This is a genomic window from Haloquadratum walsbyi C23 (assembly GCF_000237865.1).
Taxonomy (GTDB): Archaea; Halobacteriota; Halobacteria; order Halobacteriales; family Haloferacaceae; genus Haloquadratum; species Haloquadratum walsbyi.
Window position 1 is genome coordinate 2080079 of record NC_017459.1, and the last position, 16856, is coordinate 2096934.

At 48.1% G+C, this 16856-nt stretch carries 15 protein-coding genes; 10 read left to right on the plus strand and 5 right to left on the minus strand.

Features of this window, described 5'->3' with window-relative positions; genetic code table 11:
* Positions 1-11: 11 nt before the first annotated feature.
* The 8 genes from leuC to HQRW_RS09160 all read left to right on the plus strand — a co-directional run bounded on the left by leuC (position 12) and on the right by HQRW_RS09160 (position 8291).
* Positions 12-1478, plus strand: a complete 1467-nt coding sequence (gene leuC, locus HQRW_RS09125; RefSeq protein ID WP_014556365.1) for a 3-isopropylmalate dehydratase large subunit — start codon at positions 12-14, stop codon at positions 1476-1478.
* Positions 1478-2086 (plus strand): 3-isopropylmalate dehydratase small subunit, encoded by a 609-nt coding sequence (leuD, locus tag HQRW_RS09130; protein WP_011571929.1) that lies wholly within the window; start codon positions 1478-1480, stop codon positions 2084-2086. Before leuC ends, leuD begins: the two co-directional genes overlap by 1 nt.
* Before the next feature lie 3 nt (positions 2087-2089).
* On the plus strand, positions 2090-3094 hold the full coding sequence (locus tag HQRW_RS09135; RefSeq protein ID WP_014556366.1) for an isocitrate/isopropylmalate dehydrogenase family protein: 1005 nt from the start codon (positions 2090-2092) through the stop codon (positions 3092-3094).
* 324 nt (positions 3095-3418) lie between these two features.
* On the plus strand, positions 3419-3688 hold the full coding sequence (locus tag HQRW_RS09140; protein ID WP_014556367.1) for an HPr family phosphocarrier protein: 270 nt from the start codon (positions 3419-3421) through the stop codon (positions 3686-3688).
* A gap of 4 nt (positions 3689-3692) precedes the next feature.
* Complete coding sequence (gene ptsP, locus HQRW_RS09145; RefSeq protein ID WP_014556368.1) at positions 3693-5414, plus strand: phosphoenolpyruvate--protein phosphotransferase; 1722 nt, start codon at positions 3693-3695, stop codon at positions 5412-5414.
* Between the two features lie 104 nt (positions 5415-5518).
* A complete protein-coding gene (gene fba / locus HQRW_RS09150) occupies positions 5519-6511 on the plus strand; it encodes a class II fructose-bisphosphate aldolase (RefSeq protein ID WP_011571933.1) in 993 nt (330 codons plus the stop codon).
* Between the two features lie 325 nt (positions 6512-6836).
* Positions 6837-7316, plus strand: coding sequence for a GNAT family N-acetyltransferase (locus HQRW_RS09155; RefSeq protein ID WP_048067047.1), 480 nt, complete (start codon positions 6837-6839; stop codon positions 7314-7316).
* Between the two features lie 126 nt (positions 7317-7442).
* Positions 7443-8291: a hypothetical protein gene (locus tag HQRW_RS09160; protein ID WP_231852301.1), complete on the plus strand. Its 849-nt coding sequence runs from the start codon at positions 7443-7445 to the stop codon at positions 8289-8291.
* Positions 8292-8327: 36 nt separating this feature from the next.
* On the opposite strand, the gene HQRW_RS09165 is transcribed toward HQRW_RS09160, so the two are convergent.
* The gene (locus HQRW_RS09165) at positions 8328-9176 is read right to left on the minus strand and encodes a translation initiation factor eIF-2B (protein WP_011571936.1); all 849 of its coding nucleotides are present in this window, start codon (positions 9174-9176) and stop codon (positions 8328-8330) included.
* A gap of 61 nt (positions 9177-9237) precedes the next feature.
* Positions 9238-9756, minus strand: a complete 519-nt coding sequence (locus HQRW_RS09170; RefSeq protein WP_014556370.1) for a DUF5822 domain-containing protein — start codon at positions 9754-9756, stop codon at positions 9238-9240.
* Between the two features lie 366 nt (positions 9757-10122).
* Between HQRW_RS09170 and HQRW_RS09175 the strand changes: the two genes are divergently transcribed.
* Together HQRW_RS09175 and HQRW_RS09180 are read left to right on the plus strand one after the other, a co-directional pair.
* Entirely contained in the window at positions 10123-10371 is a 249-nt protein-coding gene (locus HQRW_RS09175) for a DUF7127 family protein (protein ID WP_011571938.1), read from the plus strand.
* Complete coding sequence (locus tag HQRW_RS09180; RefSeq protein WP_011571939.1) at positions 10368-12629, plus strand: CDC48 family AAA ATPase; 2262 nt, start codon at positions 10368-10370, stop codon at positions 12627-12629. Before HQRW_RS09175 ends, HQRW_RS09180 begins: the two co-directional genes overlap by 4 nt.
* Before the next feature lie 89 nt (positions 12630-12718).
* Here the strand turns inward: HQRW_RS09180 and HQRW_RS09185 are convergent, their stop codons facing one another.
* The 3 genes from HQRW_RS09185 to priS all read right to left on the minus strand — a co-directional run bounded on the left by HQRW_RS09185 (position 12719) and on the right by priS (position 16142).
* A complete protein-coding gene (locus tag HQRW_RS09185; protein WP_014556371.1) occupies positions 12719-13189 on the minus strand; it encodes a peroxiredoxin in 471 nt (156 codons plus the stop codon).
* A gap of 47 nt (positions 13190-13236) precedes the next feature.
* Positions 13237-14661 carry a DNA replication complex subunit Gins51 gene (locus HQRW_RS09190; RefSeq protein ID WP_014556372.1) on the minus strand — a complete coding sequence of 475 codons (1425 nt, stop codon included), beginning with the start codon at positions 14659-14661 and terminating at the stop codon, positions 13237-13239.
* 323 nt (positions 14662-14984) lie between these two features.
* Positions 14985-16142: a DNA primase small subunit PriS gene (gene priS / locus HQRW_RS09195; protein ID WP_014556373.1), complete on the minus strand. Its 1158-nt coding sequence runs from the start codon at positions 16140-16142 to the stop codon at positions 14985-14987.
* Between the last annotated feature and the right edge of the window lie 714 nt (positions 16143-16856).

Sequence of the window (16856 nt, forward strand, 5' to 3'; positions counted from 1 at the left end):
CATAAATTATAATGAGTTCAAATACGCTGTACGATACTGTCTGGGAGAAGCACAAAGTCGCTGAATTGCCAAACGGACAAGATCAGTTATTCATCGGATTGCATCTTGTTCATGAGGTAACGAGTCCGCAAGCCTTCGGTATGCTTCGTGAGCGCGATCTTGATGTTGCGTTTCCTGATCGCACGTTTGCGACGACCGATCATATCGCGCCAACGACACCACAAGGTCGTGAACGACCATTACAGGATGATCAGGCTGAAAATATGCTCCAGGCGCTTGAACACAATACATCTGAGAATGGAATCACATTCTTTGGATTAAATGGTGAAAAGCAAGGGATAACCCACGTTGTCGCACCAGAGTTAGGATTAAGCCAACCAGGAATGACTGTCGCCTGTGGTGATTCTCACACCAGCACACACGGTGCATTCGGGTCAGTCGGAATTGGAATCGGGACATCACAAATCCGTGATGTACTCGCAACTGGGTGTATTGCCGCTGAGAAACAGCAAGTTCGCCGGATTGAGGTGACCGGAACGCTCAGTGAAGAAGTATACGCAAAGGATATTATTCTGAAGATTATCCGTGATCTCGGCGTTGGCGGTGGCGTCGGGCATGTATATGAATACGGAGGTGAGGCAATCGAGAACCTCGATATGGAGGGTCGACTTGCAGTCTGTAATATGTCGATTGAGGGTGGTGCCCGTGCAGGGTATATTAATCCCGACCAGACGACATATGAGTATCTAAAAGGTCGTGAATATGCACCTGATGTCGATGACTGGGATGAGCATGTGGAATATTGGGATACACTTCGATCAGGTGATGATGCCGAATACGACGATGTTGTTGAGATTAATGCTGATGACCTCGCGCCAATGGTCACATGGGGAATCAATCCTGGTCAAGTCGTAAGTGTTGATGAGGAAATTCCAAGTCTTGACGCAATGGCTGATGAGACAGCCCGAAAAGCTGCGCAAAAAGCGTTCGATCATATGGAACTCAATCCTGGTGAGACGATGGAAGGCTATGATGTTGATGTTGCATTCTTAGGTACCTGTACAAATGGTCGGTTCTCAGACTTCAAAGAGGCCGCTCGCGTGATTGAGGGCAAACAGATTGACTCAGGTGTTCACGGGCTTGCAGTTCCTGGCTCTGAAACTGTTCGAAGACAGTGTGAAGCAGCAGGTCTTGATGAAATCTTCCGTGAGGCTGGCTTTGAATGGCGTCAAGCAGGGTGTTCGATGTGCTTGGCGATGAATAATGATAGTCTTGAAGCTGGTGAGGTATGTGCATCATCGTCGAACCGGAATTTCATCGGTCGACAGGGTGATAAAGAAGGGCGAACAGTGCTGATGTCGCCGGCAATGGTTGCTGCAGCAGCCATCGAGGGGGAGATTACTGATATTCGTGAACATGAACTCACAGAGATTGACACGAAGACAAATCCAACTGCAGTCGTAAAAGGTGACGACTGATGTCGGTTCATGATACGATGGAGATTCGGCGGGTTGCAGGCACCGGTGTTCCTGTCCGCGGGAATGATGTTGACACTGATCAAATTATGCCTGCGCGATTCATGAAGGAGGTCACCTTCGATAATATGGGTGAGTATGTCTTTTATGATGCGCGTCGAGATGACGATGGGAATCCGAACGATCACCCGCTCAATGAGTACAAAGGTGCAAGCATTCTTATTGTGAATAAGAACTTTGGCTGTGGATCCTCGCGTGAGCACGCACCACAAGGACTGATGCGATGGGGAATCCGTGGAGTCATTGGTGAGTCATTCGCAGAGATATTTGCGGATAATTGTAAGTCACTCGGGATTCCAGCAATGACAACTGATCAAGAGACAATTAATCATCTTCAGTCATTTGTCGAGAGTGACCCCGAGGCTGGACTTGAAATGGACGTCAACGATAGTGTCGTCATCTATGATGGAGAGGAAGTCGATGTTGAGATTGATGATGCAATGCAAGAGGCGCTTATTGATGGAATCTGGGATACGACTGCGGTGATGCATTCAAACATGGATCGTGTCCGCGATACAGTAAATGAGTTGCCATACGTTGAGGATCGATAAGAGATGAGTCGCGGGGGTGAACACGAGATAGTCGTTATCGAGGGCGATGGGATTGGTCAAGAAGTTATCCCTGCAGCAGTCGCAGTACTGCAAGCAGTTGATGAGGTTGGGTTTTCATTCACTGAAAAGCAAGCCGGTGATGACACACGTGATCAAACGGGGGCTGCCCTTCCAGAAACAACATATGAAGCCGCCGCTGACGCAGATGCAACGTTATTCGGCGCTGCCGGGGAAACAGCAGCCGATGTTATCCTGCCACTTCGTGAGGCAGTCGGATCATTTGTGAATATTCGACCAGCCCGGGCATATCCTGGTGTTGATGCATTACAGCCAGAGACAGATCTTGTGTTCCTTCGAGAAAACACGGAGGGTGTGTATTCAGGACATGAAGATCGACTTTCTGAGGACCTTTCAACATTAACGCGCGTAATTACAACATCAGCCTCAGAGCAACTTGCAGAATATGCCTGTTCGTATGTCACTGAACGCAGTATCGATGGATTTCATACTGTTCATAAAGCGAATGTGATGCAAGAAACAGATGGTCGGTTTCGTGATGCTGTCTCTCGCGTGGCTGCGAATAACGATGTTGCAACAAATGAGGTGCTCATGGATGCATTCGCAACACGAATCTGTCTCAATCCAACACAATTTGATGTTGTCGTCTGCCCTAATCTCGCTGGTGATGTGCTCTCTGACCTTGCTGCTGGATTAGTTGGTGGGCTTGGGTTGTTACCGTCAGCGAATATCGGGCAGACAAATGCATTGTTTGAACCGGTTCATGGGACCGCACCTGATATTGCAGGTGATGGAATTGCAAATCCCTCTGCATCAATCCTCTCTGCAGGAATGTTGCTTGAATATCTTGATGAGACAGATGCAGCTACAGACGTGCAGATGGCTGTTGAATCGGTACTTAACTCAGGACCACGAACACCTGACCTTGGCGGTAATGCGAGCACTGAAGCCGTTGTGAACGCAGTTATCGAGCAACTTAGCTCACACTGACTCGTCGTTTGTCGTTTGTGGTCTGTCGTTTGTCGTTCGGTGTGTATTACTTTTGTATCGATGGCGATGAGTCGTACTCTCGATATATGTTATCGGTTAGATACCAGGGATAGTGCCGCTGAGATATATTCCACGATAGAACTAGAATGTGATACAATCTATCGCACAAATTCCACTGAAGATACGTCTGCTATTATGTATGCAAAGAACACTTACAATGATTGAAATCCCTACAATGAGCAATGATATGTATGCGACGGTTACGTATCCCCATGAAGTTAGAAGGGCAGACACAAAGAGATCGCTACAGAGAGTGTGATAGCAATGCCTGAACGAGTTGTCACCGTTGTGCCCGAGGATGGTCTCCACGCACGCCCTGCCTCAAAGTTCGTTGAGGCAGCGAATGAATTTGACGCGGAAGTACAGGTAGGGCATATTGATGATAATCCAGTAAACGCTGCAAGTATGCTTGCAGTGACAGGGCTTGCGGTGACGTGCGGTGATGACGTGCAGGTGCGTGCAGAGGGACCGGACGCAGACGCTGCACTTGATGAACTGACACGGATTCTGTCTACACCAGAGGAGGATCTCTGAGCGAATGACAGAGCAACGGCTCAATGGTGTTGGTGTTTCACCGATATCAGCCAGTGGAACAGCTATCTGGTATACACCGGAGCCAACACTCACTGATCCGCCAGCCCCAGAAACGATTGACGGTGACGATGAGTGGAATCGCTTCCTAACAGCCCGACAGACAGCAAAATCAGAACTTCAAGATGAGCGCGAGCAGACCGCTGCTGCAGTTGGCGAGTCAGAAGCCGAGGTATTCGATGCGCATATTCAATTTCTCGAGGATCCGCAGATAGAATCGGGTGTTGAGTCAGCGGTTGAATCAGGACGTCCAGCAGAGCACGCGGTCTCTGAAACATTCTCCGAATTTATTGAGCAATTCGAGGGGATGAGTGGACAAATGGCAGAACGTGCGGATGATCTGCGTGATGTACGTGATCGTCTGATCCGAATCTTGAGCGATAGTGAGCGCGCAGATCTCAGCTCGGTCCCACCGGACAGCGTGATTTTTGCAGAGCGGCTCACACCGAGTGATACTGCACAGCTTGATCCGGACCGAGTCGCGGGATTCGCAACGGTCGCCGGTGGGCGTACGTCACACGCAGCCATCTTTGCACGATCACTCGCACTCCCGGCTGTCGTTGGTGTCGGAACAGAACTCAATACAATTGCAACTGAATCGACGGTTGTTGTTGATGGCACAGCGGGTACAGTTATTATTGATCCTACTGCAGAGACACAGGCGGCTGTCGGAAACGAATCCATCGCAATACAGACTGAGTCAGTGTCGACGGGAGATGGACATTCAATTGAGGTGGCTGCGAATGTCGGGACCAATGCTGATATCCAGACAGCACAGGAGCATGGTGCAGATGGGATTGGACTGTTTCGATCAGAGTTTCTCTTTCTTGACCGCGCAGAGCCACCAACAGAAGCTGAGCAATACAAGACATATCGATCGGCACTTGAGTCGTTTCCTGATGGTCGAGTCATTGTCAGGACACTCGATATTGGTGGTGATAAACAGATTGAGTATCTGGATCTCCCAACAGAGGAAAACCCGTTTCTTGGCGAACGTGGAATCCGGCGGTCATTAGGACCTGATGAGGATCTCTTCAAAACGCAATTGCGTGCATTGTTGCGTGCAGGGCGTGATGCTAAGACTGGTAGTGGCACCCTTGCAGTGATGATTCCACTTGTCTCGACGATTGAAGAAGTGACCGACGCACGCGCAATGATTGAGACGGTTGCAAGCAACATAGAAACAAAGGGTGTCGATGACGCACCAGATAGCAGAGTCGAGACTCCAGAATTTGGTGTGATGATTGAAACACCCGCAAGTGCATTTCTTGCCCCAGCACTCACTGATCACGTTGATTTCTTTAGTATCGGGACGAATGACCTTGCGCAATATGTAATGGCAGCAGAGCGCGGAAATGACCATGTGAAGACCCTTGGTGATTATCGGCAGCCGGCTGTGTTTCGAGCGATTGATACAACAGTACGCGCCGCTGAGGGGACGGACACCTGGGTCGGGATGTGTGGAGAGATGGCAGGTGATCCATCAATGACAGAGTTACTCATTGGGCTTGGTCTGACAGAATTGAGTATGAGTGCTGTCTCCGTCCCGCGAGTGAAAACAGCAGTTCAAGAAACAAGTGTATCGGAGGCACAAGCACTTGTCGAGAACATTCGCGAGGCGACAACTCAGGATATGATTAAGTCATTACTTCGCACTTCTGTAAGGTGATTCAACTGTGGAAATCTCATCCGGTTTTTGTATGATATCGTAGACATATCGCTCCACATTGTTTATGATGGAGGCGATAAAACAACTGTGTGAGGTGACAAAAAGTGCCGTTCTACGGCGGGAGTGAACTTGCGACCGTCTACGACGATGCGCTCACAGAGGGATTTGGGCTTATTGCATCAAATATCGCCGAGCCAAACATAATGATGGGGTTAATCGAAGGTGCTGCCCGAAAGGATTCAGATATACTGTTACAACTCAGTGGGGGTGCCAGCACGTTCGCTGGAAATGAAGACCCGGTTGATGGGCTTCAAGCGATGGGAGCCTACATTGAGGCAATTGCTGATCAGTATGATATCGGCGTGTTTCTTAATATGGATCATCAATCAGATCTTGGATTCATTGAGGCGCAAATGGATCTTGGGATTCCCTCTTCAATAATGATCGATGCATCACATGAACCGTTTGAAGAAAATGTTGCGCGAAGTCGTGAAGTTGTTGAGATGAAAAAGGACAAAGATGCTGATGTCCTTATTGAGGCTGAACTTGGACAGATCAAAGGTGTCGAAGATAACATCGAAGCTGCTGAGGCATTCTATACTGATCCAGAACAAGCTGTCGAATTTGTTGATCGAACTGGATGTGATTTACTTGCTATCTCTGTCGGCACGCAACACGGGGTTGCAAAAGGTAAGAATCTCGAGCTTCGACCGGACCTTGCACAAGAAATCCGACAAACGCTTCGTGATCATGGACTAGATACACCACTCGTGCTCCATGGATCCTCAGGCGTACAGCCGAGACAACTCCAAGAAATGCTCCAACATGGGATTTGTAAGGTAAATAAGGATACCCGATATCAATATGAGTATACTCGAACAGCATTCGACCTATACCGAGATGATGGAACAGCAATCGTTCCGCCTGAGGATATCGACGCAAATCGAGAGACGTTTTTCAATGACACTGAGTGGTCACCAAATAAGGATATCTTTGACCCGCGAGTGGCTGGTCGCCAGATTCGTGACCGGATTGCAGATGTGCATGCAGAACTGACGGAAGTCTCTGGCAGTGCCGGACATAGTCGATTCGCCTAATCGCGAATGAAAATGCGGTAAAAAGGGTATGCCATCACACGCAACCCAATCCGATTCAATGTAGTTCAATTCATATTCATATTCATATTCATGCTCATGATCATCACAATCTATTAGTATATATTCGTTGTCAGAAATAGGGGAGATTATATTTGATATGGTAGCTCTTAGTATTGGATGCATCGATGCGTTTGGTTTACACAGTGACAGTGACAGTAGCATGACGTACTGGCGATAAGAAACCAGGGGGTCTTTATTGGGTTTTTGATTGGTAGTAAATGTGGCTGACGGTGGAATTATATTAATCGTACCGTTAAGTATGCTCGTGAGCGTCAACGTCGAAGTGCAGGTCGACCCTCCAGGGGATGATGACCGCGTTGAAACAGCGTGGACCCTCAAAGAACAGATTCGAACAGAGGAGGGAGTGCTCAAACAGCGACGACCCTTCTTTACCGACGCGTATCGTCGCTCGAAGACACACCTACTCTTCGAGGATGACGATCTTGTCGGATTTGCCTCGGTCCGACGCGATGGCTATATTCTTTTTCTTGCTATTTCGCCTTCGTATCGTGGTGAGGGACATGGAAAACGGTTAGTTGCAGAGGCAGCGAATGATCATGAGTCAATCTCGTGTCATGCACGAGCAACGAATGAATCCGCACTTTCATTCTATGAGTATCTTGGCTTTGAAATTGTCCGGCGAATCACCAGCTATTATGAAGATGGTGGTGATGCATATTATCTCAAACTTGGTGACACACCCTCAATACGAGATCGATTTGCAGACTTGCTTCGGCGGTCTTGAAAATATTTGATGTTCTCTCATCCTGAAGAGCGAGGCTTTCATCTCGAACTTTCCGTAAGCTAATACCACTTCACAGCGATTGAATAGCGCATGAGATTTTTACATTCGTCATCATTTGTGTCACCTATGCTTGAGATGAATGGTGATGATCGTGTGCACGTACTCCTTCGAACAGGTGCTTTCGCAGCCATTCTCACCACTGGAATCTGGGTGTTCACTGACCGATCACTCATCTCAGCCGCGATTCCGTTCGTCCTCATTGTGGTATGGCGGGTGATTGAGACGCTTCTCGATCCGTATGATATTCCATCAGGCACCGACGGGATAGCCATTGGATTGTTTTTGACCGCTATTAGTGGATCATGGCTCATTGTTGGAGCAAATCGACCATGGCTTCCTGTGATTGCGGTCGTATGTGGAATGTGGTTCACTGCTGATGGCTATAAGACATATCGTGATGGACCACCCGGTCATTCGACTCACTCATATCTTGAGAACACTGAGAGTGGGATTGAGGCGATTCAACGAGTACAACAAGTAGGCCAGATCATGCGTTCGCTCCGTGAACATCCACAAACACCAGCTGAAGTCGCAGCGGATGTTGGAATCTCTGAGAAAGAGGCGGCACTTGCACTCGAGAGTCTGACTGAACGTGATATGGTAGAGCAGGTTGAACACGGGAAGAAAGACAGTATACATAGCGAGATTGGCAGAGATAATGAATCAAATGGAAGGATGTCTGCCAGTAGCGTTGCACCTACCGAGACAAAGACGCATGCTGATACAAGCGGATCAGTGGATGCCAATGTGAATAAAACTCCGAGCTATGAGGTGAAAACACAGCAGTCCGAAGCAAATGGATCACAAAACCAGCAAATATTGTATCGCGCGAGTGATGGGTCATTCAGCGGACGAAACAGAGTCATGCAAGGGCTTCAATGGATTCCAAAGCGACTATTTCGACCGTTTCGATAAGTTCTCAGGTTCTGAGTGATATTTGACGGATATCGATTAAAACGACTCAACACCATTGTCTGTAATTACTTGATCAATAAGTGACACAGGTGTTGCGTCATATGCAGGGTTCTCAATCATAATATCCTCAAGTGGCTCAAGTGACACCTCGGCTGGGGATCGATATTCATTTTCAAACACAAAGCTTCCGTCGACAACCTTCGCAGCTGACCCAACAACGGTAACAGGGACATCAACTGCAGCTGCTGTTGCAATAATCGGGAATGTCCCAACGCGATTATACAATGTTTCATCAACAATACAGTCCATCCCGACAACAACGCGGTCACAGTCTGATAAAAACGATCCTGCAGCACTGTCAACGAGTAGATGCGGTTCGACCTGCATCAGTTCAGCAAGTCGACGGGCAGCCTTTCGACCGAGATATCGAGGTCGTGCCTCTGTAACGTATACTTTGAGCGATGTCTTCGTGCTTGTTGCGCGCTCAATTGCCTCAAGCACCGTCGATGAATAATCATGTGTTAAAATCGTTGAGTCAGTCTCAAGTGTTGGGGCTGCTTTGGCAGCTGCTCGGGATTTTCCCTCAGTCACATCCTCAACAACACGGTGAATGACTTCTTCAAGCAGTTTTTTTGCCTCATCAAGATCGCTTTTGCGATCGACGACATTGATCTTGATTGTCTGCATCGCGTTGAATAATGACGCATGAGACGGATTTGCTCGTTTGAGGGCGCCAACGTTTCGCTCAAGATCGCGTTCGAAATTTTCAATTGTGGTATGATCCCGATCAAGTAAATCGGTGAGTGCCTGAGCCGCTTTGACAGCAACGACTGAGGAGCTATGCGTCTGCATCTCTTGAATCTCTTCGATTGTCTCATCTATCATATTTCAGCCTCACCAACGGTGATGGAAATCCTTCTGCACATACAACATACGTGCTTTATTATCATGATGTCTCCTCAGCAGTCGTTGTTGTGTCTGAATTCTGTTGTGTCGTCTGCGACGTCCCCGTTTCAGCATTTGAGTGTGAATCTATGTCTATGCTTGGGTCTGGGTTTGGGTCTGGGTCCATATCCGCATCTGCATCTGTATTTGAATTTGTATTCGTATTTGAATTTGAATTTGTATTTGTGTGTGAGTCTACATGGGTGCGCGAGGAGACATCACTCGTACTCTTTTCTGAGGAAGCCGACGGAGTATTGACACTCTCTGTATCAACTCCATTTGTGTCAGTATTAGTATCACTCCAGCGCGCATAGCCGAATACAGAGAGTGCAGTAAGAATCCAAATCACGGCACCGACTCGGATAGCAAACCCAACGCGGGCTCCCCATGTTGGGAGTGTCGCCCCAAGAGAAAGTACGGTCACGACTGGCGCACCAATAATGATTGTGAGGACGAATGTCGTTTGCATCACCCATCCGTAGTCGACCCCATCTGGGTCCGTTGTCTCGACCGGTTCCACAAAACAGTATTCGTCGCAGTCTTCAAAGTAATATCGGTTCAATCGGTGCTGGTGTGATCCACTAATAAGATCAGCTGAATAACCAAGCTCAGTGAGTATCAAAGACGATACCTTGAGCACGAGTATGCTGATGAATGCCGATACTCGATACTTCAGCTCACCTGTGCTCATTGAGACTGAATATATCTGTGAAATGATATTATTACAGTATATGATTGGTTATGACGCAATGATGATAACGCATTATTGTAGCAAAAGAATGTGAACCGCAATACAACCACTGTTTGTGCATTACTACTGCAGTCATGCGATTTTTGTGCAACAGATTTATATATTGAACTCCCTAACTTATGGTTAGGAAACAAAATGAAAACACAACAGTTCGCCGGCGAGAGCGGACGATTCAGCCGCCGGTACGAGTATGATGACAGTCGGGTCCTCGCCGTCGAATTAGGTCCCAGTGTAACCACCGTTGATGTCGACATTGTTGGAACAACAGCAATCATTATTGCGGAGACAAGTGATGGTATGATTGAGACGGAATTTGAACTTCCAGAAGGTGAGACGGCAGTCACAACAACCAACGGAATAATTACAATTACAATTGAACAATGAAACTTACTGTCAAACCACTCAAACAGAAGGACGCTGGTCGTGGACTTGCCGCAGTTGACCGTGATGTCGCCGCTGAACTCGATCTTGAGGGCGGCGATTATATCCGAATCGAAAGCGGAGATGGCACAGCAATCGCTCGAGTATGGCCTGGCTATCCCGATGACCAAGGCACAGGTGTCATTCGGATTGATGGGCAATTGCGTCAACAGGCAGACGTTGGAATTGACGACACGGTTGATGTAGAAAAGGCTGATATCAGCCCGGCAAAACACGTCTCGATTGCACTTCCACAGAATCTTCGAATTAGTGGAAACATTGGCGCACACCTTCGAGATAAGCTCTCGGGACAGCCAGTGACACAGGGACAGAACATCCGGGTTCCATTCGGATTCGGGTTCATGTCCTCATCAGCACAGCCAATCCCGATGAAGATCGCATCGACAGAACCGTCAGGAACCGTAATTGTGACCGATTCAACAGAAGTCACACTCAGTCAACAGCCGGCTGAGGATATCCAAGCTGGTGAAAGTGAGAGTTCAAACACTCCAGCCGTTACCTATGAGGATATTGGCGGTCTCGAAAGAGAACTTGAGCAAGTTCGAGAGATGATTGAGTTGCCGATGCGTCATCCTGAGTTATTCCAACGGCTTGGCATTGAACCACCGAAGGGAGTGTTGTTACACGGTCCACCAGGAACCGGGAAGACACTTATCGCCAAGGCTGTTGCGAATGAGATTGATGCAAGCTTCCATACAATCTCTGGTCCAGAGATTATGTCGAAATATTACGGAGAATCGGAGGAACAACTTCGTGAAATATTCGAAGAAGCCGAAGAGGAAGCTCCATCGATTGTCTTTGTTGATGAGATTGACTCAATCGCGCCAAAACGAGGCGAAGCCGGTGGTGACGTTGAGCGACGCGTCGTTGCACAACTGCTCTCGCTAATGGATGGGCTTGATGAGCGTGGTGAGGTTGTCGTCATCGGTGCAACGAATCGTGTCGACGCACTTGATCCAGCATTGCGTCGTGGCGGTCGATTTGATCGCGAAATTGAGGTTGGTGTCCCAGATCGTGAGGGTCGCAAAGAGATTCTGCAAGTGCACACGCGGAATATGCCGCTTTCCGATAGTGTCAATCTTGATGAGTATGCGGATAACACCCATGGCTTTGTCGGTGCAGATATCGAAAGTCTCGCCAAAGAAGCAGCAATGAATGCGCTTCGCCGAATCCGTCCAGAGCTTGATCTTGAGGCTGACGAGGTTGATGCAGATGTCCTCGAATCGTTGTCGGTGACTGAAACTGACTTCAAGGATGCAATTCGGGGGATTGAGCCATCTGCCCTTCGTGAAGTATTTGTTGAAGTCCCTGATGTGACGTGGGGTGATGTTGGTGGTCTAACGGAGACAAAAGAGCGATTACGCGAGACGATTCAATGGCCCCTTGATTATCCAGATGTATTCGAGGAGATGGATATACAATCAGCTAAGGGCGTATTGATGTATGGTCCGCCTGGGACAGGCAAGACAATGCTTGCAAAAGCGGTTGCAAACGAATCTGAATCGAATTTCATCTCGGTAAAGGGTCCAGAGCTACTGGATAAATACGTTGGTGAATCAGAGAAGGGTGTTCGCGACATCTTCAAGAAGGCACGAGAGAACGCCCCAACAGTGGTGTTCTTTGATGAGATCGACTCAATCGCGACTGAGCGCGGAGGAACATCAGGCGATTCAGGCGTTTCAGAACGAGTTGTTTCACAGCTACTGACCGAACTTGATGGACTTGAGTCACTCGAAGATGTGGTTATCATCGCAACAACAAATCGGCCTGATCTCATCGACGCTGCGTTACTACGCCCCGGACGGTTAGACCGTCATGTGCATGTGCCTGTTCCAAGTGAAACTGCGCGAGAGGCGATCTTTGAGGTGCACACCGAGGAGAAGCCATTAGCGGATAGCGTTAGTCTATCACGACTTGCCTCACGCACTGAAGGATATGTTGGTGCTGATATTGAGGCGGTATGTCGTGAAGCATCAATGGCTGCAAGTCGAGAGTTTATCAATAATGTCTCACCTGAAGAGGTGAAAGAATCGGTTGGTAATATTCGAGTGACGATGGGACACTTCGAGGATGCCCTTGATGAGGTTGGTCCAAGCGTGACTCAGGAAACACGCGAACAATATGAGCAAATCGAGCAGCGCTTTGAGACAAGCAATGTCGAACGACAACCAGAAGCTGGCGTCGGTCGGACCTTCCAGTAAACATCCGGTCATCGCTTTGATCATATCGTAATTGTATTATTTTATTTATCGATACTAACGCTGCGAAGGCTGTTAAATCGAATAGCAGATTATGAGATAACACCAGCAGCATCAAGATCAGTAATAATTGATTCGACGTGGTTCGTGGGTGAAACCCCCTCATACGCAAACGCAATTGTTCCCATGGGATCAATAATATATGTATTCCGAAACACCCCATCGAAAGTGTTGCCGAACATATTTTTCTCACCATATGAGTCATATGCACTGGCAACAGTTCCATCATCTGAAAGCAGTGGAAACGGGAGATAATATTCATTGGCGAAGGCGTCTAAATCAGAGACTGGATCATCACTGATGCCAATCACCGCAATGTCATGTGTCATAAATACATCAACCGTATCGCGGAACTCGCACGCCTCAGTGGTACATCCTGGTGTATCAGCGCGGGGAAAGAAATAAACAACAACATACTGATTACGATAGGATGACAGTGAGACCGTCGTTCCATCATTTGATGGAAGTGAAAACGTCGGAGCGGATGAACCAGGTTCAAGCATGTATATACGCGATTGTCATAGTTCTTCAACAACACGGTTTCGCTTAATCAATCAAGCCGTTCCGCAGCATCCCGAGATAGAAGCGGCTCAGCGTTTGTTTCTGGAAGCATAATGATATCTTCTGCCGCAAGGTCGTATTCACGCTGATCAACGCCAAGAATGCGACCAACATCGGCAGTAATACGAAGTACAACACGGTCTGGGTCATCAGAGGGAGTATCTGGTGGTAGATCTGATTCGACTTCGGGTTCTGTTTCTCTTTCTAAACTGCCACTGCCTTCATCTGTCTTTGTCTCGGTCTCGGTCTCGGTCTGCGCATTAAGGATATCATCTGAGTCGCGGTTAATGTCCGTGGGTTCTGCCGAAGGTGTGGTAGAAGAATCAGCAGGGTGAGGCTGAGGATCAACCCCAGGGTTAGCATTAACGTTGGAATGAGGGTCTGAATCGACCTGAGTTGACTGGCTTGATAACTCAGAGGCAGAAGCAGGAGCTTGAGATTGAGCTTGAACATTATTCGGTGTGTCAGTGTTTGTGTTACTTCTATTCGGATTTCGTGAAGTCGACTGTGCTGTCGTATCGCCGTTAATCGCTGGATTGCTTTGATCAGTATCTGATGTATCAGTGTTGGTATCTACAGATGACTCATCAGTTGCATCGACAATATCGCCGCCATCACCCATTGCCGCGGCAAGGACATCATCCGGGTCTGGCGGGAGTGGATCGTCAGATGAATGTGAGCGCTGTCTCTCAGTTTCAGTCTCAGTTTCAGTCTCAGTGTCGGTGTTCACCTCGGTTGCCACATGCGAATCTGGTATTGAGTCAGCACTCGTCTGATTTTCTATATCAATATCAACTTCAGGATTGGCATCACTGTCGCCATTACTATCAGCATCAGCATTACTCTCAGCACCAGTATTGGGAATACCTGGGTGTGAATTGGTCTCCTGTGATTGAGACTCAACTGTAGCTTTGTGTTTATTATCTGCTGGTTCGGCTGGTACCGACTCATCTGTTTCGTTCTGAGTTGCATTTTCATCTGCAGATGCCGGGGTTTCCACGCTTGTTGAGTCTGAATCTTCTGTCCCTTCGCCGCCAAGCACGCTGAGGACATGTTCACGATTTGTAATAATTCGATTAACAAGATCATCGAATAGTTCGCGTTCCTCACTTGTCAGACCTGCAGTGTCGGTCTTCATATCAGCCGCGTCGAACGAAGCAAGCTTGACAACTTTACCGATCCGGCGTTCATAAATAGCCTTCACAACCTCTTCGGCAGTTTTGATCTCATCAGTCAGTCGCCCAACAGCAGGGTCGCCAAAGGGATCATCCGTTGTTGATGCAAGCCGTCGTCGTTCCGCCTTCCGCTCAGCGATGTATTCAGCAACATCTGCATAGAATGTATCAGATAGATGCTGCAGGCTATCCATCTGTCGTTCTGTCCGCTGGACGTCCTGCAGTTCGGTTAAATCCATCTGTTATGATTCAATTCCGGTATTGTGGCTCATAGGGTACATTCGTTTCTTGCTCCCACAAATGGGTCGCACTAATATCTAATCAAGATTAGTAATCATCACCCTAAATACTTTATCTCATAGTCGGAGCAAGAACTTATTCTATAAGTATAGGTTCATCATTCAGTGATGTAATTGTGGGCTTAGGTGTGTCGTACCCACAGAGGACTTTATACTGACGTTCCAAATAACAGAGCATCATAAATCACTGATAATCAGTGTTTTATTGGCTACCGAGTTGTTCACATAGCTGAATTCCGGAGAGACACAGTCTCAATTGTATTTCATTCAGTCACTTTCTCAGCTCGACCACGAGCCATCAGGAAAATCCCTAAGCACTCTTCGACAGTCTTGTTTCCTTCAGTGATATCAAACGTCTCACCATCAAATGTCGTCACTCCGGAGTCGGTGATTTGTATCTGTATGTCTCGACCTCGAAATCGATCAGCAATAGCATGCTCAAGTGGGTGAAACGAGGGGATCTCTTCACGGTCAAGTGGGGTAACCAGTAATCCTGACCCGCCATGAAGGCTTCCAGGGAGTCTAATCAGACGGTTCGTATCAGTCGTCACTGGTTCATCGATTGGTGCAGTCTCCGCTTCGAATGCTGTTTGTGCAAGTGCATCAGCAAGGATGCGGATCCCTGCACCGCCAGCCTCAAGATTTCCTGCGTGAATTGCCTCTGGATTATTTTGAATCTGTCCAAGAATTGTCTCTGCTCGTCCTGTCCCAATCCCCTCAAACGATTGCAATCGTTCAAGAGCTTCTGTATCATCACTTGCTTGGAGAGTATCGATAAGTTCAATTAACCGTTTGTGAATGCGCTGTCCCCATCCACCACGATGCTTTAAAATCCGTTGTGTCGTGCCGTGATTCGATTGTGTCTCAATGAGTGTCTCAATGTTGAGATCGATTGCACGAATATAATCAACAATCTCTCGACGAGCAGCGCTATCAAGCGAACGAACCTGCTCATCGCGGACGTGCACGTGATATCCCCGCCCCCCGGAAAAGACAACTTGCGTTTCATCGAAATTAAAATCATCGTCAATAAACTCAAGTAGCGTTTGAAGCTCCGTCTTACACGCTGTGAGCATATCTGCATATGATGTGGTATCGGGATTGACTCCTGGGAGGTGATCAGCATCAAGATCAAATATGAGATCAGCCGATTGCCAGTCTTTTTGATCCATTGTCGTTGCACCCGGGTCATTAAACCGTGCTGCAGAGAAGTATATGTGCTTTGGAGCAGTCCGATGAAGGAAGTCATCGAGGGTGCCTAATTCAAGAAGTGATTGATGACGGACCATTGTCGTGCTTCCAACACTCCAAGGAATATGTCCCCATTCACGGCGATTGGCTGCTGGTGGCGTATCCATCCGAGCACGAGCATAGTAATCGCCGAAACGACCTTTCAGATACGTTCGAGTGCGATCCTCCATCGCTCGCGATATATTCAAGGCGAGGCTAAATCGGTTGCGTCTCATCCTCACTGACGTAACGGCGTCATATATTCTAGAAAGGTGTGAGTGACTGTTGACATCCTCATCCGCCTGAAGACGGGAGGGATCACGACACCGTACCGCTTCGCTTGGTCGGGAGTGTCAGCTTTGGCTCTGGCTCTGGGTTTGGGTTTGGGTTTGGGTTTCGGTTTGGGTTTTGGTTTACAGACTCCCAATACCAAGCCAGTCCACCGTTGGAATCGGTGTGTGGTCGGTCACTGCGCAATCTCCAGGGAGTGCCACATCTCAGCCCCCAGTACTCCTCTCTTCACCCGATGCGAAGTCCCTGTGTTGGTTGTGCCACAGGAGCTTCGGTCAGTGGTCGGCACTCGGGTTCACCAGATTCGGAGTTACTTGCATTGGTGACGAGAGCCCGGTGCTTGCCGTTTGATTCCCATATGGGGCACACCCTGTTTCCAGCGTGGGCGGACACTCACACTCGAACCGCCACGTTTCAGGCGTTCGGCTACACCAGGGTCAGAGCTGATGTGCCGACACTCGCATACACGCCGTTGTCAAAAAACCGGTTGGAAACCACAGTATGACGGCGCGTATCCATGTCGTGAACAGGCGTGGTATTGCGCCTGTACCATCGATAATATGTGGTCAATGAGAAATACCAATATCATTAAACTATAGTTGTGCATCTGCATC